This window comes from Geomonas sp. (assembly GCF_056994735.1).
The window spans coordinates 57,869-78,303 of the sequence record NZ_JBXKJL010000518.1 but is presented as its reverse complement, the minus strand read 5'-3'; the positions used below and the strand labels follow the sequence as shown (position 1 = coordinate 78,303).

30 protein-coding genes are annotated in these 20,435 nt (G+C 64.1%); 7 read left to right on the top strand and 23 right to left on the bottom strand.

Annotated features, from left to right (window positions below; translation table 11 throughout):
• The 6 genes from AC11W3_RS22145 to AC11W3_RS22120 all read right to left on the bottom strand — a co-directional run.
• On the bottom strand, positions 1 to 1,938 hold a 1,938-nt coding region (locus AC11W3_RS22145; RefSeq protein WP_484093854.1), incomplete at its 3' end, for a hypothetical protein.
• Entirely contained in the window at positions 1,935 to 2,270 is a 336-nt protein-coding gene (locus AC11W3_RS22140; protein ID WP_484093853.1) for a DUF1360 domain-containing protein, read from the bottom strand. The genes AC11W3_RS22145 and AC11W3_RS22140, both read right to left, overlap by 4 nt.
• Positions 2,271 to 2,689: 419 nt before the next feature.
• Complete coding sequence (locus tag AC11W3_RS22135; RefSeq protein ID WP_484093852.1) at positions 2,690 to 3,058, bottom strand: hypothetical protein; 369 nt, start codon at positions 3,056 to 3,058, stop codon at positions 2,690 to 2,692.
• Positions 3,059 to 3,244: 186 nt separating this feature from the next.
• Entirely contained in the window at positions 3,245 to 4,918 is a 1,674-nt protein-coding gene (locus tag AC11W3_RS22130; protein WP_484093851.1) for a terminase large subunit domain-containing protein, read from the bottom strand.
• A 27-nt stretch (positions 4,919 to 4,945) separates the two neighbouring features.
• Positions 4,946 to 5,731 carry a 4Fe-4S cluster-binding domain-containing protein gene (locus AC11W3_RS22125; protein WP_484093850.1) on the bottom strand — a complete coding sequence of 262 codons (786 nt, stop codon included), beginning with the start codon at positions 5,729 to 5,731 and terminating at the stop codon, positions 4,946 to 4,948.
• Between the two features lie 53 nt (positions 5,732 to 5,784).
• On the bottom strand, positions 5,785 to 6,306 hold the full coding sequence (locus AC11W3_RS22120; protein WP_484093849.1) for a hypothetical protein: 522 nt from the start codon (positions 6,304 to 6,306) through the stop codon (positions 5,785 to 5,787).
• Positions 6,307 to 6,477: 171 nt separating this feature from the next.
• On the opposite strand from AC11W3_RS22120, the gene AC11W3_RS22115 reads away from it, so the two are divergent.
• Both AC11W3_RS22115 and AC11W3_RS22110 read left to right on the top strand, forming a co-directional pair.
• The gene (locus AC11W3_RS22115) at positions 6,478 to 6,900 is read left to right on the top strand and encodes a hypothetical protein (RefSeq protein ID WP_484093848.1); all 423 of its coding nucleotides are present in this window, start codon (positions 6,478 to 6,480) and stop codon (positions 6,898 to 6,900) included.
• A gap of 80 nt (positions 6,901 to 6,980) precedes the next feature.
• On the top strand, positions 6,981 to 7,565 hold the full coding sequence (locus AC11W3_RS22110; protein ID WP_484093847.1) for a hypothetical protein: 585 nt from the start codon (positions 6,981 to 6,983) through the stop codon (positions 7,563 to 7,565).
• 218 nt (positions 7,566 to 7,783) lie between these two features.
• Here the strand turns inward: AC11W3_RS22110 and AC11W3_RS22105 are convergent, their stop codons facing one another.
• The 3 genes from AC11W3_RS22105 to AC11W3_RS22095 are packed head-to-tail and all read right to left on the bottom strand — an operon-like array spanning position 7,784 to position 8,956.
• On the bottom strand, positions 7,784 to 8,245 hold the full coding sequence (locus AC11W3_RS22105; protein WP_484093856.1) for a hypothetical protein: 462 nt from the start codon (positions 8,243 to 8,245) through the stop codon (positions 7,784 to 7,786).
• Positions 8,128 to 8,592: a VRR-NUC domain-containing protein gene (locus AC11W3_RS22100; protein WP_484093846.1), complete on the bottom strand. Its 465-nt coding sequence runs from the start codon at positions 8,590 to 8,592 to the stop codon at positions 8,128 to 8,130. The genes AC11W3_RS22105 and AC11W3_RS22100 overlap by 118 nt, the downstream gene beginning before the upstream one ends.
• A complete protein-coding gene (locus tag AC11W3_RS22095) occupies positions 8,567 to 8,956 on the bottom strand; it encodes a hypothetical protein (protein WP_484093845.1) in 390 nt (129 codons plus the stop codon). The genes AC11W3_RS22100 and AC11W3_RS22095 overlap by 26 nt, the downstream gene beginning before the upstream one ends.
• A 157-nt stretch (positions 8,957 to 9,113) precedes the next feature.
• Between AC11W3_RS22095 and AC11W3_RS22090 the strand changes: the two genes are divergently transcribed.
• From AC11W3_RS22090 to AC11W3_RS22070, 5 genes are all read left to right on the top strand, one after another.
• Entirely contained in the window at positions 9,114 to 9,389 is a 276-nt protein-coding gene (locus tag AC11W3_RS22090) for a hypothetical protein (protein ID WP_484093844.1), read from the top strand.
• A gap of 76 nt (positions 9,390 to 9,465) precedes the next feature.
• A complete protein-coding gene (locus AC11W3_RS22085) occupies positions 9,466 to 9,675 on the top strand; it encodes a hypothetical protein (RefSeq protein WP_484093843.1) in 210 nt (69 codons plus the stop codon).
• A gap of 169 nt (positions 9,676 to 9,844) precedes the next feature.
• Positions 9,845 to 10,162 (top strand): hypothetical protein, encoded by a 318-nt coding sequence (locus AC11W3_RS22080; RefSeq protein ID WP_484093842.1) that lies wholly within the window; start codon positions 9,845 to 9,847, stop codon positions 10,160 to 10,162.
• Positions 10,163 to 10,179: 17 nt separating this feature from the next.
• Positions 10,180 to 10,599 (top strand): ASCH domain-containing protein, encoded by a 420-nt coding sequence (locus AC11W3_RS22075; RefSeq protein WP_484093841.1) that lies wholly within the window; start codon positions 10,180 to 10,182, stop codon positions 10,597 to 10,599.
• 113 nt (positions 10,600 to 10,712) lie between these two features.
• Entirely contained in the window at positions 10,713 to 11,603 is an 891-nt protein-coding gene (locus tag AC11W3_RS22070) for a ferritin family protein (RefSeq protein WP_484093840.1), read from the top strand.
• Between the two features lie 56 nt (positions 11,604 to 11,659).
• Here AC11W3_RS22070 and AC11W3_RS22065 read toward each other — a convergent pair whose 3' ends face one another.
• From AC11W3_RS22065 to AC11W3_RS22000, 14 genes are all read right to left on the bottom strand, one after another.
• Complete coding sequence (locus AC11W3_RS22065; protein WP_484093839.1) at positions 11,660 to 12,688, bottom strand: DNA cytosine methyltransferase; 1,029 nt, start codon at positions 12,686 to 12,688, stop codon at positions 11,660 to 11,662.
• A 45-nt stretch (positions 12,689 to 12,733) separates the two neighbouring features.
• Complete coding sequence (locus AC11W3_RS22060; protein WP_484093838.1) at positions 12,734 to 13,465, bottom strand: methyltransferase domain-containing protein; 732 nt, start codon at positions 13,463 to 13,465, stop codon at positions 12,734 to 12,736.
• A 3-nt stretch (positions 13,466 to 13,468) separates the two neighbouring features.
• The gene (locus tag AC11W3_RS22055; RefSeq protein ID WP_484093837.1) at positions 13,469 to 14,053 is read right to left on the bottom strand and encodes a ParB N-terminal domain-containing protein; all 585 of its coding nucleotides are present in this window, start codon (positions 14,051 to 14,053) and stop codon (positions 13,469 to 13,471) included.
• A 30-nt stretch (positions 14,054 to 14,083) separates the two neighbouring features.
• Complete coding sequence (locus tag AC11W3_RS22050; protein WP_484093836.1) at positions 14,084 to 14,446, bottom strand: hypothetical protein; 363 nt, start codon at positions 14,444 to 14,446, stop codon at positions 14,084 to 14,086.
• Complete coding sequence (locus AC11W3_RS22045) at positions 14,443 to 15,057, bottom strand: hypothetical protein (protein WP_484093835.1); 615 nt, start codon at positions 15,055 to 15,057, stop codon at positions 14,443 to 14,445. The genes AC11W3_RS22050 and AC11W3_RS22045 overlap by 4 nt, the downstream gene beginning before the upstream one ends.
• Before the next feature lie 330 nt (positions 15,058 to 15,387).
• Positions 15,388 to 15,585 (bottom strand): hypothetical protein, encoded by a 198-nt coding sequence (locus AC11W3_RS22040; protein ID WP_484093834.1) that lies wholly within the window; start codon positions 15,583 to 15,585, stop codon positions 15,388 to 15,390.
• Positions 15,586 to 15,837: 252 nt separating this feature from the next.
• Positions 15,838 to 16,170 (bottom strand): hypothetical protein, encoded by a 333-nt coding sequence (locus AC11W3_RS22035; RefSeq protein ID WP_484093833.1) that lies wholly within the window; start codon positions 16,168 to 16,170, stop codon positions 15,838 to 15,840.
• A 239-nt stretch (positions 16,171 to 16,409) separates the two neighbouring features.
• Positions 16,410 to 16,682: a hypothetical protein gene (locus tag AC11W3_RS22030; protein ID WP_484093832.1), complete on the bottom strand. Its 273-nt coding sequence runs from the start codon at positions 16,680 to 16,682 to the stop codon at positions 16,410 to 16,412.
• 121 nt (positions 16,683 to 16,803) lie between these two features.
• Positions 16,804 to 17,202 carry a hypothetical protein gene (locus AC11W3_RS22025; RefSeq protein WP_484093831.1) on the bottom strand — a complete coding sequence of 133 codons (399 nt, stop codon included), beginning with the start codon at positions 17,200 to 17,202 and terminating at the stop codon, positions 16,804 to 16,806.
• A 178-nt stretch (positions 17,203 to 17,380) separates the two neighbouring features.
• A complete protein-coding gene (locus tag AC11W3_RS22020; RefSeq protein ID WP_484093830.1) occupies positions 17,381 to 17,626 on the bottom strand; it encodes a hypothetical protein in 246 nt (81 codons plus the stop codon).
• 260 nt (positions 17,627 to 17,886) lie between these two features.
• Positions 17,887 to 18,573, bottom strand: coding sequence for a hypothetical protein (locus AC11W3_RS22015; RefSeq protein WP_484093829.1), 687 nt, complete (start codon positions 18,571 to 18,573; stop codon positions 17,887 to 17,889).
• Between the two features lie 132 nt (positions 18,574 to 18,705).
• Positions 18,706 to 19,095, bottom strand: a complete 390-nt coding sequence (locus AC11W3_RS22010) for a hypothetical protein (protein ID WP_484093828.1) — start codon at positions 19,093 to 19,095, stop codon at positions 18,706 to 18,708.
• A gap of 216 nt (positions 19,096 to 19,311) precedes the next feature.
• Entirely contained in the window at positions 19,312 to 19,593 is a 282-nt protein-coding gene (locus tag AC11W3_RS22005; protein ID WP_484093827.1) for a hypothetical protein, read from the bottom strand.
• Between the two features lie 265 nt (positions 19,594 to 19,858).
• A complete protein-coding gene (locus tag AC11W3_RS22000) occupies positions 19,859 to 20,434 on the bottom strand; it encodes a hypothetical protein (protein WP_484093826.1) in 576 nt (191 codons plus the stop codon).
• Position 20,435 lies beyond the last annotated feature (1 nt).

Below are 20,435 nucleotides of genomic sequence, written 5' to 3'. Positions count from 1 at the left end.
GGCGATCCCTCGGGCCAGGAGGTCACGGCAGTGCTCCTCCACCATCGAGAGGAACAGTGCGTCATCGATGCCGAAGGCCGAACCGATACCGGTGAACTCGTCCCGCCACGCACCGGTGAGGGACATCGCGATCTTCTGATGCCGGACGACGGGCCCATGGTGAACATGCAGCTGATAGGTGGGGACACCGGCTGGGCGTTTCGCGTGGGGAACGAGCCGGCTACCGGCGAGACCCAGAGCGCGTCGCACCGCCAGTTGTGCCGTGAAAGACAGCCCCTGGGCGGATACGGTCGGGCCAGCCTGCTGCGGTGGGCCGCCCTGCTCCTGATCCTCCTCGGGCGCCTCACCGGATTCTTCCGGCATCTCCTCGACGGGGGATTCCTCCTCCGGGCCGGCTGGCTCCGCGGTTGGTTCGGGCCCGGCGGATAGCGGCTCCGGGGCCTCGGACTCGGGTAGGCCGATCAACTCCCGGAGCGCCGGATCGGAGAGAACAGCATCCGGCGAGGTGAACAGGAGTTTCTCGACCAGCCGGATGGCGCGCTCGGCCGGAGGTGGCGCGTCGCCGTCGGTCCATGATGATGCGGCCCGGGTGACGGAGTCCGACAACAGCATCCTGTCGTGGAGATCCTTCGCGTCACCGGACCGGTCCGGATTCACGGTTAGGGGCGCGGTGTCGAACGCGTACATGTACGCGCTGGTGTCCTCGCCGAGCACTTCCAGGGCGGGTGTGAGGTAGCCGGCGGTCAGCGCAGCGGCGATCCGGGTCAGTAGGGGCTTGACGTGGATCTGTACGGCCTCACGGCTGATCGCCCACGCGTTCCAGTGGTTCGTCGAGGAGCCGAGTCCGAGCATGACCTCTGGTGGGATGTCCAGCGACTGGGCTAGGGACCGTAGGGCGTTGTCCTGCATGTCACCGATCTGGGCGGATAGCTCCGACCAGAAGGTGATGTGCCGGATCTTCTCGACGTCCTCCCCGGGGCCCGTAATGATGATCGGGACCATGGCCTCGGCACTCGACCTGTCCCTCAGCGACCGGGACATGACCCTACCGAGGACGGCCGAGAACCCGGCCGCACCGATCGGATCATCATCGCCCCGCGGCAACTCCAGGGACTCTGGCAGCGCGAGCACACCAGCACCGGACAGCCGTGAGTCGACCTCCGCGAACTCACGCTTCCGGAGTGCCTCGATCTTCCGGAGATCAGGGATCGCCGATCGGGTGGGTGAGTCGGGTTCGCTGACGTCCGCCGGGTGGGGTGTCCACACCCGGATGATCAAATCGAGTCCTTCGCGGTACTCCAGGCTGCCGCCACCGTATACCGGTGAGCGACTCACGAAGATCTTATCGCCCTGCCGTTTGATCTGCCTCGCCGTAACGACCCACCACAGATCTTCGCCGTTGGCGCCCCCACCGGACTCGGCGATGACGTAGGCCTCACCGGGCACGAACAGGTCGATACCGAGGAGCCGGAGCGCCTCGGCCTTCGCGTCCCCGGTGCCGAGAGGGCCAGCGGCGAGTTCCGCGATCGGCCCGGTGTCGACCCGTTCACCAGGTGACCCGTCCGGATTGGCCCTGGCGACGTAGAGGTTGCAGCGGGAGACGCTGTTGCCGACCCAGTTCGCCACGAAACGAAGTTGCCCGGTGATGTCGTACAGGCGCCAGGCGTCGGCCTGCCACGCGCGGTCACCGAAGCGGTAAGAGCGCCAGGAGGTTCCGTCCATGGACAGGCGGGACACGGCGGCGGTCATGGCCTGCCCGTCCGCCGCGTCCGCGACGGTCCGGCGCGCGGAGTCGGCGAGGATCTCCCGGAGCCGGGTGGTTGTGGTGGTAGCACCCCGGAGCCGCCAGAGAAGCGGGGGCGAAAATAGATCATCGATTTCTGCGCGGAGTACCGGATCGGTTTCGCTGACCGCCCGTAGCCGACGTCTCATGCTCATTGTGACCGCCCGTGTGTGTAGATCATGCCGGTCACCTGTGACGCGGAGAGCGCTAGCAGGGTGACTGAGACGAGGGGGGTTGACCCCCACAGGTAGATGATCGGCGCGGTGATCGCGCCGAGCCAGATGGACACGCACCACGGGCAGCCGGTGGCGTATCCATCTGGCGCGCCGAAGAGGTACACCAGCCCGCGATGTACCCGCTTGTGAGGATCGAACCGTGCGATGAGGTGTTCCCGGGCCGGCCGGGTGATCTCGTCGTGTGTGACCAGCGTCGTGGTCCGGGCTACCGCTAGGGCGTATAGCACCAGCACGACAGCGGACGGCATCATGTCGTGATCATAAGCCCAGTCGGTAGATCATTGTCCTATCGCGCCGGAGAATCAAGGGGATCCGACCTCAATATGTCAGCTAGCGTCTCCATGCCCGCTAGCAGCTCAGACTTCCACAGTGCGTACTCCACACACCGGTGTAGCGACGCGACCCGGGGGTTTCCCACCAATAGCCGCGGGGCGATGAGCGACGTAGGGACCGCGACACCATCACGCCGCACCAGATAGGAGTCACCAGCCGCCACCGCATCCAGGGTGCTCGTGGCGACCTCAAACGGCAGATGGCGGCCGGTGGATGTGGAGAGCCACACGACGTCGGATCGGCAGTAGCGACAGGTGCTCATGTCTCCATCTCGCTCATACGACTAGGGTCCCCCGGGTGATTGCTTTCCCCGGGGGACCCTACGTGCCGTCGACAGTCAGATCCTAGACCACCGTAGTTTCCCGTCTGCCGCGCGCTGGCAGGCCATGGGCGTTCCGGCGCTGGTCACTCCGGTTTGCCCGGCGTGGGAGCAGAAGGCCCCTGCTTTCACCGTTCCCGCGCCGCCCACGGGCGCGGAGGGCCAGGGGGAGGTGTCGACCGGAGACGCGACGATGACGCTCGCCGCGGGTATCGGGCTAGGGGTGTCCGTGATCACCACCGAGGCCAGGGGGTTGATGATCTGCTTCTGCTGGTCGTGGTTCCGGTTCCCGGCGCAGCAGAACGCGCCCAGGATGCACGCGAAGACGAAGAATGCGCAGGAGGCGACTATTTGTCGAGTTGTGATCGGAGTCGGATCCTGCGTCACGCGACACCCCGATGCCGGTGGTGGAGTGACCACGCCGTCTCAACACACAACGCCACGATCAAAATCGTGGCGATATGAACAAGATCAGTATTGCCGCGGGCGACACCGACACCCGCAAGAGCCAGGAGCAACGCAAGTGCACCCAGGGCAGTGGTTATGGTCATACCCCCACGGTAGTGGACGGTCCTACCTGCCCAGCGGCCCGAACCCACCACCCGCATCACCCCTCGCCAACGGCGATGCACTCGTCGTCGGCAGCGACCCACCCGGGACCGCCGCACCACCAGATCCACTCTTCGGGATCGGCAACAGGGCATAGGCCAGATAGACGCTCGCATCGATCCGCCCTGGCGAGTCTGAAGCCCCCTCCTGCCACGTCGCCCACTCCTCCTCCACCTCCGGCAGATACGCGGCTAGACGCACCCGATCCTCGATCCACTGCTGCGCGATCGGATCGGCGCGCAACCTCTTGCTCTTCCTCGCCGTCACGTCCCGGATCCGCGGGCACATCCGCCCATACCGTAGGGCCATCTGATCCACAACATGCTCGACCTCCCGACCGGTCAAGTTCGGCTGCGCACGCATGACCCGCTGGCGCGCCGCCTCCCTCTCCTCGGCCTGCAGCGCTGTCCATGCGGTACGGATCACCCGGCCGGCCATGTCCCCGCCGAAATTTCGCTCAAAGATGATCAGATCGGCATCAATGTCCACTGCCATCTCACAGGCAGCCTTCGCCCAGGCATCCGAGGACATCACCCCAGACTCGTCCCGGAGCAGATATAGACGCCGGTCCGACCCGAGGTACCCGCCGACGATTCCAGCCACGTCACGGCCACCACCGGACGGGTCAACGGCCACAGCGGCCCGGACCGGTGCGGCATCGCAGGGATACCCGGTCGACCCCTGGGTGAAGCAGCGGCGTTCCCGGAGGAGCTCACGGGAAAGTAGGGCCCCCGCGGCCGGCTTCGGGTTGCACATGTACAGCGCGTGCCAGTCCTGGACGGTCGAGGCGCGGCGTTTGTCCTGCCAATGCGCCATAGCGCCAGCGACGTCTCCAAGTCGGATCCGCGGGTGTGGTAGCGGGTCACCGAGTTTCCGGTGAAGCGGATCGTTCGCGGGGTCATCACAGAAGGCCGGCATACGGATCACCTCCCAGCGGCCCCCCTCCGCCGTGGTCCCCTCGTCCGCGACGACCCGCGCAGCGAGGTCATCCGGGTGCCACGGGGTCATGACCAGGATCATCGGCGCCCCGGGGGACAACCGGCTAACGATATCTGCCGATAGCCACTGGTAGGCCCGATCACGGAACCGCTTCGAATCGGCCTCGGCCCGGGACTTGTGTGGGTCATCGATGATGGCGATGTCCCCGGGCTTCCCGGTGACACCGGCCCCGATGCCCACGGAGAGGACACCACCACCGGACGTCAGCCGCCAGTCCTGGACGGCTTCGGAACCCCTCGCCAGAGTCAGGCCGAACCGGTGCCCGTGCTCCGCGACGAGGCGTTTTGAGTCCCTACCCCGGTCGCTAGCTAGCGAGTCACCATAGGACCCGATGATGACGCGCGCGTCAGGGTGGTTGGCCAGCCACCAGACGGCGCCACCGATCACAGCCGTCAGCGTCTTCCCCGTTTGTGGTGGCACGGTGATCAGAAGCCTGTCGATCTCCCCGAGCATGATTCGCCTCATCTGGCGGGTGATCACGTCGAGGTGTGGGCGTTTCCGGTACGTCGGAAGGATCCGGGTAAGGAACGCGGCCGGATCCGATAACGCAATCTGGTCCCGCGCCGCTGCCAACTTCTGGTTTATGGCGATGAGCTCCGCTCTGCTCACCGTCGAGAGATCACGGAGATTCCGGGTCATCAACACGGCACCCTCCCGGGTTGGTGGCTACCTGGATCCCAGGATCACGTTGAGGCGGGTGGAGACGTTGAATCCGGCCCGAGACGCAGCCGGTGCGATGTCCCGGACGATCCGGAGGACATCGGCGCCGGCCCCTAGCGGATAGACCCACACTCGTCCCGGCGGTAGTGAGTGGTCCGCGCAGAACCGCCGGATCACATCGATCTCGGTAGGCCCTTCGACGGGGAAGAGAAACTCGGTGCTGGAGTTCATCACCAGCCAGCGCCGGGCGTGGTTGTTGATGCGCTGTCGCCGGTCGTCCGTGGCTAGCGGCCCGAACAGCTTCGGCGCGACGCGCCACCGGATGTAGCTATCCGTGTCGAGGTCGACCAGCCACCTACACGGCATGATCGTTCCATTTGTTTCGATATGTACGGTACGGCCCCGGCTGAGGATCCCCTCGACGAGTTGCCGTAACGCCGGTCCCTCCTGCTGGAGTAGGGGTTCACCACCGGTGATGACAACCCGGCCGGCCAGCCCGAGGCGGTCAAGGAACGTGCTGACCCGGACGGGCCGACTCATCACGTCCGGCCCCCACGTCGAGGGCTGCTCGCACGCCTCACACGTCAAGTTGCAGCCAGCCAGACGGATGATCGTACATAGCCGTCCGGCGTCGGGTCCCTCCGAGATGATCGCGTCGGAGCGGAACTCGTTCGCGTACAGAACCGCGCTGAGCTCCTGATTTGGGTTGGCCATGTCAACAGGGTAATAGCCGTATGGCCCATATGACGATGAGCACCCCGAGGCCACTGGCCTCGGGGCGCTCCTTGCCATCGATCACACATGGTGACTGTCGGGGGCCCGGCATCCACCGGGCCCCGGGTGGTTCAGATGTTGCCGAACTCGACAGCATCGAGGAGTTTATCCACCTCATGCTGCGTGTACAGCCGGCCGTAGGGGTACTTCCGGATCTGCTCGTTTCCGTCGGCGTCGGTGTACGGCTCGCTAGTTATCTCGGCGAGGGTGCTCCCGGAGACTGAATCCATGGGGGCCGTGACGTCGAACCAGGCCGCTTCGTCCGGAGTTCCGGGATCGCGGTACTCGAACACCTGGGGCCCGTCCGGGTAGGTGACCATGATCAGCGCCATGTCCTCATAGGTGTTGGGTCGGTCGAGTTCTCGTTTGATGGTGGTGATTTCGTCCGTGATTCCCTGGAGCGCGGTCCGGGCTTCATTGACCTCAAACATGACCGTGATGGGGTTATCGCCAGTGGTGGCGTCCTCGGCGAGTGCTTCAGCGCTGTGGACACGGAGGATAGCCGCGTCTCTACGCATGATGAGTGTGTCGAGATGGTGCATGAGGCGGTGGCGTCGGAGCGTGGTCCTGGTGGTGTGGCTGGGGTTGTTCATGACTCCTCCTACGTTGCGCGTGTTGACGTGTCCATACTACCAACCGTTCCGCGTAAGTCAAGACGTGCTTACGCCACTCTTTACGGCGTAAGGGTTGACATCGTTACGCCCGTGGTGGATGATGGATGAGTCAACGGGGCAACCCACCACCGACGCAGAAGGAGCAACACCGTGACCCTCAACGCCGCGACCCTCATCAAGCTCTACGACATGACCGCCAATGGCGGCCGATACGTCAACGGCCTCTTCCGCAGCACCTATAGCGGCATCACCTGCAACTGCCACGATGGCGACCACACCCGGTGCTCCGGCTGGATCCACCCAATCTCAGGGGCCAACGAATGCGCCTGCCCCTGCCACGACGACCACCGAACCCCCTACCGGGATGCCCTCGCCGCAACGGTCAAAGCGCTGAACTGGTGGAGGATCGGGGACGTCGTCACCATCGCTGGCGCTGAGCCCTCATCCACGCGGTGGACAATCACGTTCGTGGACCACGTCACGGAGATGGTTCACGTGGTATGCCGTGAGGGCGAACTGAGCGGCGAACGAGCGGTAGCAGAGTTCCTCACGCTGGCGCTGTGCACCGACTGACCACCACGGCCCGGGGCGGACATCGGTTCGCCCCGGGCCGTCACTCACCCCTAACACCACGACGCAGAAGAGAGAGCACCATGAAGATCCAGCCATTCGACGTTGACCCCGGCGACCGTATCGTCCTTCCTGGTGATGCCGAACCCAGCACCGCCGTCCACGTCTGGTACCGCGGCGACCAGGGGCGCTGGGCTATCCAGGTCGAGGGTGACGCAGTGCCGGATGACGCCCGATCCTTCAACGTCATCGTCCCCTCAGAGATCACGCTGATCGAACGACCCGGATATGGGCCATTCGATCATGAGTACGCCGTCGGAGACCCGGTGTTCTACCGGTGGGGCAACCGCGACAACCTGTTCGGTGTTGTTCTTTCCATCACCATCGATCCCGATGACACGGACTGCCGGGTATACGAGATCCAATCCGCTAACGGAATCGGATACGCCTCCCAGGCAAGTATGCGGCCGGCCGAACAACCACGCTATGTGGTTGGCCAGCGCTGGCGCTGCGATGGGAAGTGCGCTTCCGGTGGCCGGACGGGCATGATTGTCGAGGTGGATGAGGCAGGGCTGATCTGCACGCTTCGGATGGATAACACGGGGTCCGTCGGCCGGTATGTGCTGACATCACCAGCCTGGAAGTTGGTGCAGGACCCGAGCGCGTAACCACTCGCACCGCGGCCCCCGGCGAACTCGCCGGGGGCCGTTGGCGTGTCCGGGCCTATTGCCGGCCCCTAGTAGATCCGTGGCGGACTATAGCCGGTCCGTGGGCGCATCCACCACCCGGCAGATTACGGGGCCGGTAGAGGTCGCTTGGGGCGCGTCCTCCAACGGCTGTGGGCGATACCCCACCAGCGGGGTATCGCCCACGTTCAGATCTAGTCCTACCGCACACCGGGTGGACTGGTGTTCCAACCCTCCGACAGGCCGAGATCCTTTGCCCTTTGGTGGATCTCGTCGATGGTGGACTGGAGTACCGTGATCTCGGTCCGCAGTGCGCGGCGGGCCCGGAATCCCCGGAACGTCATGAAGCAGTATGAGGCCGTCTCGGCGAGTTCCGCCCGCCGTAGTGCTAGCGCGGTGACGAGCGGCAGGAGCTGGTGTTGCAGCCCCGCCGTGTGGACCGCGGTGAAGCAGTGCTCCTCGTACTGGGTGGGGATGTCATCCGGCGGCCGTTTCGAGCAGCGGCACTCATGCGCCATTGACCGCTGGACCTCCGCTTTCACGGTTAGCGGCCCCTCCTCCCGGAAGCCGCAGAAGCGGCACTCCCACCACGCCGGTTCCGTGGTGGGGCGGTAGGGGTCGATGTCCTTAGTGGGTGGGAACGGTAGTTCTGGGTCATACATGCCGACGTCTCTCCTGGGTGCGTTTTGATCCAATTTCGCCTGATGGCCTTCAGCTCCTCGGCGAGGTCTCCCGTCTTCCACTGGGACGTGCGGTACACCCGCACGTCTGCGCCACCCTCGGCGAGAGCAGCTAGCCATATCCGCTGATCGGCCGTTGGCTCATTCCGATCGGTCTTCAGCTCAACCCAGAGGATCGAGCCGAAGCCGACGATGACGAGGTCCGGGAATCCGGCGACGTTCCGCCGCGGGTCATTGTCATGGAAGACTAGGAATCCGAGACGCTGGCATAGGTCGATGATTGCCGCTTGGACGTCCTCTTCCTCATGCCGTCGGGGGCGTGGTGGCATGAGATCCCTCCTGGTCATTCAGTACGGACCAGGCGTTTATGATCACGTCTTGTGGTACTCCGAACCGCTCGGCGAGGATGGCCCAGGCCTCTTCTGGGGTACCCAAGCGGTTGATCATGTCCTCAAACGCGTCAGCGAGGTTTCGCCTGACGTATCGGATCATGCCTTCGGACACGCCGAAGGGTTGTGCTGTTACCCCGTAGTCCCGGGGGTCTGGGTTGAGCAGGATGGCAGTAGTCATCGCGGCCCTATGCTCATCCGCCGCTGTCCTGAGATCCTCTTTTGCTCTTCGGGCAGCGACTGCGGCTCGGTCGTGTCGGGCCTTGGCTTTGGCCAGGGTCTTGGTGGTGGGGTGTAGTTCCATGGTCTCATCATCCCGGTGCCGTGGGCGTACGTCAAGGCGTAGTTACGTTGGTGTCACCGTGGGATTTTCGGCGTAAAGCTTGACGCGGTTACGCCACGTCCCGCATACTAGACACGTCGCCAACACCGGCGGCAACCCCCACCACCAGGAGGAACCCATGAACCCCAGCGTCCGGGCCACCATCATCAACGCCGAGTTCAACCCTGACATGGTCATTGGTGCACTCCGGGTCAACGAGGCTTTGATGGGAGCCCTGGACGTTGAGTGCTGCAAGTTCGGGTACATGGAGACCGGAGACACCCTGTGTGCCCTGGGGTTCCGCTCTGGTGGGCGCCGGAAAGTCCGCGCGGCCACGGTCGTGGACGGCCAGCGGTACGTGCTGGTCCGTGAGGGCTGGTACTCCTGGCCCACGTGGTACGTGCACGTCGTCTGACCGCCGGGGCCGGTCCGGATCCCCCCGGGCCGGCCCACACCAATCCATCTCACACCAATCCATCAGGAGAAATGCCATGAAGGTTGTCATGACGGTAACGCTCGACGTTGACATCCAGGCCTGGGCGGAGGAGTTCCAGACTGGTACAGCTAGCCGGGAAGTTCGCGCGGACGTCACCAGCTCCGTGACTCACGCGATCCATGCCATGTACGGGCGGGACGGGAGCCTTCCCGCGGCGGAGTGTATCCGGGGCGTGCGGGTTGGCTATGCCGGATCCGAACGCTAGATCCTTTTCTTCCTCCGGGCCAGCACGCGCGTGCTGGCCCGGAGTCGCTTTCGGGGGCTTTCTCCCTGCGGACAGGGCGTAGGCACTCCACCACCTTCGGCGTAAAGCTTGACGCGGTTACGCCGGTAGCGCATACTTGACACACACGCCCACCAGCCAAGGAGAAACCATGAGAGACGGATTTGCCTGGACACAGGGACTGACATCGAACGCCGACGTCTGGACCCTCACCGACCCATCGGGGCACATGGTTGCCCACATCTACCGCACCCACGACAGGACCTGGGAGGTCATCGACGGTGAGGGAACCCCCTTCTACGACCGCGCAGTAACCCTCCGCGAGGCCCGACACGCAGCCGAACGGGAATGGCGACTGTGCGCCTGGATCGACACGGACCACGGGCACATCATCGAGTGCGACCACACGAGGTCCCCCGGCTCGGCCTACTGCGCAGACCACATGACCACCATGGCCGTTGCCGCATAGACCACAAGGAGACCACCGTGTCACTCAACCCGCGGATCCTGACGGTACGGCAGCCGTGGGCTACCGCACTCCTCACCGGCGGCAAGGACGTCGAAAACCGCAGCTGGTCTACCCGCTACCGGGGATGGATCCTGATCCACTCCGGGCAGACAATCGACCGGGACGTCCCGGAGCGCTACGCATCCATGCTGGGCGACCAGCAACCGGAGTCTCTGCCCCGGGGCTACGTCCTCGGAGCGATGTACCTCACCGACGTGGTCCAGAATAGCCAGAGCCCCTGGGCCAGACCGCTGGAGTGGCATTGGTGCCACGACACCACACGGGCGTGCGTCCTGGAGGCTCCCGTGCCGTGGCCTGGCGCTCTGGGCCTCCAGTTCGCCCCGCCGGAACTGCTCCGGCTCCTGCCCCGACACTTCCGTGATCACATCTCCGCTTGAGTTGGAGTCAACCCCTCGACGGGCCCCGGTGCGACATCGCGCCGGGGCCCGTTCCGTGCTAGCGGAACGACCAGCACGGGCGCATAGTGGGCTGATCACATCGAGGAGGAGCCATGAGACCCTACCGGCTAACTGTGATCGCGACCGTCGCTGCCATCACCTCAGCACTGATCACAACACCCGCGCTGGCAGTAGCACCGGGGACGATCGCGGATGCCACCGGCGCCATGCACGACGAAGCAACGGCTTATGCCGACTACCGGGCCTGGGCGACTCAGGCTGACGCGGCAGGCGACCACACCACGGCCGTCCTCCTCGGTGTCATCGCGGCCCAAGAACGCGATGAGCACTTCATGGAGCTGTCCGACGTCGCGGGGACGGTCCGGTCGAGTCGGGAGAACCTGACGGCCACGATCGAGGGGGAGAACGAGGAGGCCACCAGCATCTATCCCGGGTTCCAGCGCCAGGCCCTGGCCGATGGCGACCCGATCACAGCCGCACTGTTCGCCGAGCTGGCCGCGGATGAGGGAACACACCGGGATGCGGCCACCAAGGCCCGTAGGGCCCTCTGCCACCACACCATGCGGCCCCGGAACCCGGAGGCTGACCCGGTGCCGATCGTCCAACAACCGGCGCAGGCCACCGGCCAGACCCTAGCCAACGTCCGGATGGCGATGCGCGGTGAGGCGTACGCCTCCGCCCGGTACCGGCTGTTCGCCCAGCAGGCATACCGGGACGGTGTCCCGTGGCTCGGCGGACTATTCGAGGCCCTGGCCGAGGTTGAGCTCACCGAGCACTATGCGGCGCTGGCCAACCGGTACGGCCTCGTCGGATCTCTACCGACCAACGTGGCGGCAGCCGTGGCGGCGGAAGAGGGGGCTATCGCGACCTATGCCAGGATCGCGGCAGCGGCGACGGCGGCTGACGACACCGGTGCGGCCGGCCTGTTCACCGAGATCGGGACGGATGAGGACGCGCATCGGATACTGTTTGGTCTGGGATAGCCCTGGTGTGTCGGGCGGAGACCTCCGAGGGGTTGAGGTCTCCGCCCGACGTCTATCTAGGCTTGGTTGAGGATTTGGTCTCGGATGGTTCGCGCGATGTGGCTCATCATCACGGGTGGTACGGCGCGGCCGAGGCGCTCCCACCGCTGCTCGTAGGTGCCCGTGAGGATGAAGTCCGGTGGGAAGCCACAGATAGCCCGTAGCTCAGCGAGCGTGAATTTCCGTGGTTCGCTCGGGTGTGTGACAGAGGCCCGGTCAACGGATCCGCCGAGCGCGGTTATCGTCTGCACTGGCCGATCATTATGGGCCCTGGCCAGATTGAAGTACCTGTCGGAGTTGCGTCCTGGTTGTGTCTTTTCCCATTCCTGACCGATCGCGTAGCGGCTAATCGATATATCATGCCTGGTTTCTGGGTCGACATTCACACCTCTGCTTGATTCGATGTCAGAGAATGTGTATCGGTATGGCAGAGGAGTTGGGTGCGCTGGGGGCACTCTAATGTCGTTGCGGACACCGATGAAGATAAGGCGTTGCCTGGCCTGTGGGACACCAAGCCATTGTGCGTCTAGGAGTTTGGCGTCAACGCGGTAGCCGCACTCACGTAGGGCTTGCATGATTTGGATGAAGTATCCTTTAGCGGTTCCCTTGATGAGTCCAGAGACGTTCTCTGCGACGAATACGCGCGGTTGGAGATCCTCGACAAGGCGCGCATACTCAAAAAACAAGTCGTCAGTGCGCTGAACGACGTCAGAGTATTTTTTGGTTTTACCCCAACCCTCATGGCGTTTTCCCGACGTTGAGAAGGAAGCACACGGCGGGGAACCATCGAAGAGATCGAGCTGGCCACGTTGAAGGCCCGTGGAGGTGAGAATGTCATTAGCGGTGACGTCCCGGATGTCTCTACCGTCAACTACCGTGTGTGAAGCACAGTTGGCTTGGTAGGTGTCTCGGGCTGCGGGAATGAATTCATTGGCCCAGGCCATACGGAATCCGGCCATGCGGTAGCCGAGAGAAGACCCACCGCAGCCGGAGAACGTCGACACGGCAGTGTACCCATTGGGTTTGACATTGCTGATCTCAGCCATGGTGGGCACCCGATACGGTGGCTTACCGCGCATAGCTCGTTCCTCCTAGTGGTTAGACGCGAACGCTCCAATGACAATCCACTGGTGCCACCTGAAAAGTACCTCCGGGCTATGCCAGCCTGAATCGATGATTGCTGCCCGTAGCATGCCTTCCGTATGTGGCATTAGCACACCACGCAGTGCGCGCGCTTTTGCCTGGATTGCGTCAGCACTAATGCCATGGTTCGCTTTCCAGTCTCGTGAGACGTCGATTGCTATCTCACACCAGCGCGCGTCACAGGGAAGGACTTTTTCAGCAACGATGAGCGCTCCGGTTGATAGTGCTGTCTTGTGCGCTTCGCGGAGTACGTGCAGACGCGCCTGCCACGTGAGGAATTGCAGGGTGAATAGGGATAGCGTGAGGCTAGCGTCGGCGTGATCGAGTGGCCCGTCTTCAATGCGCCGGCAGCGAATCGTGACACGCCCATCAGATACTGGGTCGGCGAGCCTAGCGGTTGCCCTTCCCAGCATGGTTGGCTGCTCATCGTAGAGCACAGCCCGTAGGTTGCGCTCGGGATGCCTGGCGAGGATTCCGGCAACGGTCGTGCCGGTTGATGCTCCGAGATCGGCGATGAGTCCACCGGCCGGGGCAAGCCAGTCGGAGGCTTCGGCGACGAGTTCCTGTATCGCGTCATAGAACGGGACGCTTGCGCGGACGTGTTCATCGAATACGTCAGCGACCTCTGGCGTGAACTGCCATGTTCCGGCTTGGAAGTTTTCCGCGATGTCCCCGGGCATGGCCTATTCCTCCTCGATGGGTTTAGTCGATCCGGACCACCGATAGCCGCATGAAGGACATTGGTGTTCGGTAGCGATGGTGGCGTCGTCGTAGGACGGGAAATCTGAGGGTGGAGTAGGGTCATCACCATCTGTGGTTGATGGCTGGGCTAGGAGTTCCTCCAGATCGGCGGGATCCCAGCCGGTGATTTCGATGAGATCGGGATCTCCGATCTCATCGAGGAGTTCAGCGAGGGCCTGGTGATCCCAGCCACCGAGCTCGGTGTTCCTATTGTCAGCGATGAGGTAGCCGGCGGCGTCCTGGTCGGATCGGCTAGCCCAGCCTCGGATGATGGGTGCTAGCCACCGGCCGGTGTCATCGGTGTTGATTCCCTCGGGTGGGGTTTCACCCGCGGCACGGCGGGCTTTGAGGGATTCGAGGCGCCCGTGTCCAACGACGAGGCGGTGGGTCCGCTCATCGATGATCATTGGTGCGACGTAGCCGAATCGGTCGATGCTGGCCATGACGGAGCTGATGTGGTGCTCCTTGGGGTTCCGGGGGTCTGGCTTGATGGTGTCGATGTCGATGTATTCCAGTCGGCGGTCCATGGTTCCTCCAGTGGTGTGTGTCGGCCTGGGCTATGGGACCTTCTCTGGTCTCGGCTGGTCCGTGGTGGCGTCTGGCCGGTGGTGGATGGTGCCGTTGGAGCGGCTCCGTGGGGCGCGGCTTGACGTCGTCCGTGTGGTCGGGCGCGGCCGGCCGCTCTGGGTGCTCCGGGTGCGTCTCGGGATCCGGTGGCGGATCCCGTAGATGGTGGAGAAGAAGGCCCAGGCTACGGCGATGACGGATAGGATCGAGGACTGCTGACCGGGGGTGAGGGGTATTCCGAACTGGACTGCGGCGACCACGGCGACGCTAGCGAGTGAGCCGATTTGGTGACCTATGGCCTGCATGTCATTGTCGGTGTTGACGGCAATGTCGTCTTTTTGTTCTTTTGTCATAGTTCTTCCTCGTCATTCTCCACGACGGTGAGGCCCGACCGGCGCGCCATCTCGATAGCGATTTCCTTCATCCGTATCTCATACTCTTTGTCCGTTAGGCCGCTGATGTCCTCGGTCAGGATCGGCCCACCGGCCGGACCCGTGACGGCGACCCGGTGGGTGGGTTCACCGTGCAGGCGTAGGTCAAGATCGGTTGCGTATTTGAGTAGGCGGACGAGGTCTCCCATCCCGCACTTGCTTTCGTCGAAGTCGCGTAGCATCCTCGCGGCCTTGTGCTCTGATGCTATGACGATCTTGCGTAGGCGTTCGTCCATCTCCTCTTGATGCCTGACGGCCATGGCGTGTTTGAGTTCGTCGCAGTGGGCGTCCCAGGCTCGGACCCGTTCGGCCCATCGGAATAGATGAGACTGCACCCTTATGGTGTTATACGTCAATTTGTCCCCGGAGTCCGTTAGTGCCTTGTTGAGCTCGATCAGTGACCGCACGCGGCCTGAGTCGCGGTACAGCAGGAAGCGCTCGTACTGCTTCGAGGATTCCCGGGGCTGCTGGGCCCAGGGCTCCCGTCCGGGATCGAGCTCGATGGGGACACTTCGGCGGACCTTCTCGGTCATGGGCACCTCGCTACGTGATTCGGCATGGCCGGAACCATGGATCATCGCCCCCAATGATCCATCATGATTCTGTGTTGTCACGCGGAACGGTGGATGCCTGTCACTCAGGTCGACAGGCCCGGGTTCCGGTGCCATGATGGGCGGGCTGGTGTCACGTCTGTGGAGGGCAGGCACCGACGTCATTGGCCTCGCAATTCCCCGTAGGGGCCGGTGCGGGTAGGGGCCCCGACCAGAAGTCGGGGCTTCTGCCGTTCATGGGTTTCCAGCTGGGTGGCTGGGTGTGGTGAAGGCCCCGACCGCGGTGTGGTCGGGGCCTTCGTGTGTGGGTGGCTATCGGTTGCGTGCGGCTAGGTATTCGGCTTCCATCTCTTCCAGCGAGAGACTGCGTACTCGATCCAGCTCCTGGCGTTCGGCTGTGAGTGCCGCGCTGATCGCGGCGATCTCGTCGGGATCTCTGGGTGTGTATTTGCGGGGGTATCGGGGGATGTAGGTGCTTGTGTCTGGCTTTTCTCGTTTCCGGTGGAACATGGCTGGTCCTCCTTGGGGAATGCGAGGCGTGTCGCTTCGGTGAGTTCCTCCGCGGTGAGGGCGTAGGTCTCGGCGGTTCGCGCGGCTGCTGTTGCGGGGTCGGCTCCGGTCCGTTCGGCGATGGCGGAGATCAGGGCCGACGCGTCGAGAACACGCTGTGTAGTTGGTGCGGTCATTGGTGGGACGGTACTAGCTGGGGATGGTGCTGGTAGTCCCCGTGTGGGTGACTATCCGTATGGGTGGGTGTGTTGGCTATTCGGTCCGGTAGGGAACCATGATGGCGATGATGGTGTTGCCGCATCGGACTTCTCCATGACAGTGGTTGGGGATGCGTTCCCGGACCATGCGGAGGATGTCGAGACCTGCGTCATTGGCGTTGGCGGACAGGGTGTCTCCGTCGTACTTCCAGTCCTCAACCTGGCCGGCTACGTCAGCGGTGGCGGGATTGAGATGGACGATGATGCTGGGGATGGCGTACCGGTGGCTGACGGCGACGGAGATCCGGAAGAACGGGGGAAGGATGATGCTGGCCTTGATGTCGGCCTCGATGCCCTGGGCTAGGGCGGTGCAGTCCATGATCGTCATTGTGGGTGCTCCCTCGCGGTTGGTGTGACAACACCAGCGTATATAGGTGCGTTGGATGTAACAATCCATGTGGCATGATTTTCTGATGTCACACCATGGCTAGGATGGCATCTCAGAGCCCCGTAGCACCACGCGAAGCCATGAGGCATAGGGCAACCCACCCGAGGCCGTAAAAGGCCCTCGGCGACGCAATGAACGGCCCCCGGCGCACCCGCCGGGGGCCGTCCGTGGCGGTGGAGTCAGAGGTGCGCGCGAACGCGGACCCGGAACCATCCCCTATCGGGGAACACCTGCCCAATAAGCGTGTTGTTGTACCGATTGTGGCAAGTCGACCACTGGCTATGGAAAATCGACACTTCCAGCCCCTGGCCGGCGAGGAACTCTGCGCACCCTTCGACCTCGGAAGCGCGAAGACGCTGGAGGTGCCGGTGAGCGGTGACCGTATAGATCGCGTTCTCGTCGGTGATGATCTCAGAGGGGCTAGCTTCGACAAGATTGTGATGGTTCGTCATGCTATTTCCTCGTCTTTTCGGCTAGGTGATAGAGAACCCTGCGGTCTTGCGCGGCATCTATCCGTTCGGGCAGGACAGGGACGGCCCCCGGTAGCGCGCCGGGGGCCGTCCGTATCTGGGGTCAGACGCTGGCGAGATCGTGCTCAATGGCTTCGGCTGGTGTCCGGCCGTAGCAGACGTGGTCGTTGGCCAGCTCCGATCCATACCCATGCGAGATCCACCGGGTGGCCTCGACGGGGCTAAATCCGTAGGCCTCCCAGGCGGCTGCGTCAGCGGGGATGAAGCCGCTCCTGATCCATACGGTGGGGTTGTCGGTGGCGGTGTACTCGGCGGTGTCGGCTGGGTTGTGGTAGTCGTACTTAACGGCTTCGGCGTGAGTCCGTCCGCGGCAGGCGTGGTGGTTGGCGCCATCCGGCCCATATCCGGCGTTGATCCACTGTGTGGCCTCATCGGGGGTAAATCCGGCGGCTTTCCATGCGGCTGCGTCGGTGGCTCCGGCTGCGATGTATGCGGCGTTCATGGCTTTCTCTCCAATTTGCTTGGTCCGTGCTGACATGGACTACATTACCCGGTGCGCTATAGGGCGTCAACTTGTAGCGCCACGAATGGGTGACCGCGCCGGCCCACGGCTGGTCACCATTGGGTCCGGACGCGCCGACGGCCCCCGGCGGGTGCGCCAGGGGCCGTCCGTGGTGGCGCTAGCGGATCGATGCCTGGATCACAAACTCGTTCGCGAGGTCCCGGATCTCCTTGGAGGCGCTACCGAACAGCTCTTCGAAGAGGCCACTGGCAGCGGCCTCCACCTGCTTCAGCTCGCCGTCCATGTCGGGGCCCTTCCGGTTGGCCAGGGCGGTGATCATGTCGCCGAGCTGGTTGACGCGGACCGCGTCGGCCCCGGAAGCGTCGATCAGGGTGATGGCGGCGGTGGTGTATGCGGCGTTCATGGCTTTCTCCTTGTTTCGCTCGGTTCGTGCTGACATGGACTACATTACCCGGTGCGCTATAGGGCGTCAACTTGTAGCGCCACGAATGGGTGATAGCGCTAAATCGGCCCGAGCGGCCCCCTACCGTCCTCGGGGCCGGTTTGGTGGTGCAGGTGCGCGCGAGTCCTCACCGGGGCGCCACGGGCCCGCTAGGGGCCGACAACGGGCCCGGACACACCGCGGCCCCCGGCGAGTGCTCCGGGGGCCGTCCGTGGTGAGTACTACGCGGCGGGCTTGTGGCTGTAGGGCCGGCCGTTGTGCTTCACCCGCACGACCTGGCCGCAGCAGGAGCAGGTCCCTTTCCGGACCTCGCCGACCCATCGAATACCGGTGGCGAGCTGACTCACACCGGAGCAGACCGGACGAGCGGGGACCTTCGGGGCGGGGGCTGCGACCGGGGCATCGGGGAAGCAGATCGTGCAGAGACGCTCTCCGTACGCCGCTACCGCATCGGCTTCGGTCAGACCGGACAACTCGGGAAGCCACCGGAGCGTGGTGTCAACCCTGCAGGATGAGCAGCACTGGCTGCTGTGGATGTGCCCGTCCTCGACGAGGAAGAACCGGGACCAGGGGGCGGCCCGGTAGATCTCGACCAGGGGCGCCCACTCCTCGGCGACTGCCTTGATGGTGGCGTGAGCGGCGTCTAGGTCGGCGACGATCTCCTGGATGTCGAAGCCTCCGAGGATGCGCTGTTCGGTGGCCTTCTCCCGGATCGTGGCCTCGGTGTCTTCGTCGCTACGGTTCCAGGTCTTCCGCCCGGTGCGGCGGTCCCGGAGCGCGATGTGCGCGCTGGTGAGGAGCTGGTCGATTGTCCGGTGTGCGGCTTCGTTGCGGGCGGTGAGCTCCGCGAACTGGGTGTCGATCGCGGCGGCGGTGGCGTGGTCTGCGGTGTTCGCGGTGTGTGTCATGCCCAAAACGATACACCACGCGCTACAGGACGTCAACCTGTAGCGCCACCCGGATGGGTGACCTCCCACCACGACGGGCCCGGACACGCCAACGGCCCCCGGTGGCGAACCAGGGGCCGTCGGTGGTGGGTGCTACGCGGTGGCGGGCAGAGCGCCGGCCAGGGCCAGAAGTCGCTCTAGATCTTTCACCGAAAGCGAGATGGTCTCGGTATTGCCAATGGTGGTGAACGCGTAGAATCCGGCCTCCCTGGCCTGCGCGATCACCTTAGCCTGATGCTGGGCCTCCGGGTCGTTCGCAAGAAGATCATCGCGAAGGTACTGTTCCCTCAAGGTGAAGTTTCCGACGGCCCAGGCCGCCGCCGGAGTGATCCGGTACGTCCCGTCACCGGGAAAGGTGATCCATCCGTTGCGGTGCATTGTGGTCATGGTCCGATCGGTGTAATCGCCGGTGTTTCCAAGCCGGTTGTTGGCGATTGCGCATCGGATTGCGGTTTTTTGGACATCAGTCGGGCGAGCGATCATGGCTGGTCTCCTTTGTCGGTGGGGATCCGTTCCCCCTTGCGCTACACAACCATAACCCGTAGCGCCATGGGACGTCAACCTATAGCGCTACCCGGATGGGTGACTACTCACCCCGGATGGGCCCGGACACGCCGACGGCCCCCGGTGGCGAACCGGGGGCCGCGGTAGCTGAGGAACGAGGACTACGCGGACAGGCCGGAGGATCCCCCCTCGTGCCTACGCCTCGACGTCCAACGCCGCGCGTCCTGCATCAGTGATCCTGACACGGTGGTAATAGTCCTGCCCGTCGGCGGGACAGGTGAATCCCTCAGCGGCAGTGCACTCGGTGCCACACGGGCAGTTGACGGGCTCAATGAGGTGCTGCCTCGTCAGCACGGGAACGCTGTTGCAGTAGAAGCCTTTTTGGCCCGCCCAGCCGTTCATCTCTCCGCCGTTGGCGATGATGGTGGCGAGCGTTTTACGCTGGGCGTTGGTGATCTTGGTATTCACGGTGGCCACGGTGGCTCCCTATTTCGCTCGGTTCGTGCTGACATGGACTACCCTGCCCGGCGCGCTATAGGACGTCAACTTGTAGCGCTACCCGGATGGGTGATAGTGCTATACCGGTCCTAGCGGCCCTCTGCCGGCCTCGGGGCCGGTCTGGTGGTGTCTTGTACTCGTCAGCTCCCATCGGGGCGCCATGGGCACGCTAGGGGCCGGCAACAGATCCGGACATGCCAACGGCCCCCGGCGCTACGCCGGGGGCCGTTGGTGGAGTTCCGGACTACGGCCGACGGCAAGCCGGACCGAACCCGCAGCGAGACCACTGGGAAGCCTCGGCCGGAGAGAAGCCATACCGCATCCACTCGGTGGCGTCGGCCGGTTCGATTCCGAAAGAAGCGTACATATCGACGCTAGCGCCGGTGGCGAACCGCGCATAGGCATCCGGGTTGTCGCATTCGAGGGCCTCAGCTGGCCCTCGCCCACAGCTGGCGTGATGATGGGCGCACTGAGGGCCATACCCGTAGTTACTCCACCGGACGGCGTCGGCTGCGGTGAACCCGTATGACATCCAGGTAGCCGCTCCGATAGAAGTGAATCTTGCTTTGATCCATGCGATGGGGTCGGTGACACCTCCCCTGACGTACTCGATGGCATCCACCGGGTTGTCAAGGTCATGCTGGGCCGCCTCTTCAGGGGTCCGTCCGAAGCCCGAATGGCGATCAGCTCCACTCGGGCCGTATCCGTAGAGGATCCACGCTGCGGCCTCTTCGGAGGTGAAGCCGCACGCCATCCATGCGGAGGCCTCAGCAACGTCGGCAATGGGGGCCGGGGCCATGGTGTTCGCGGTGTGTGTCATG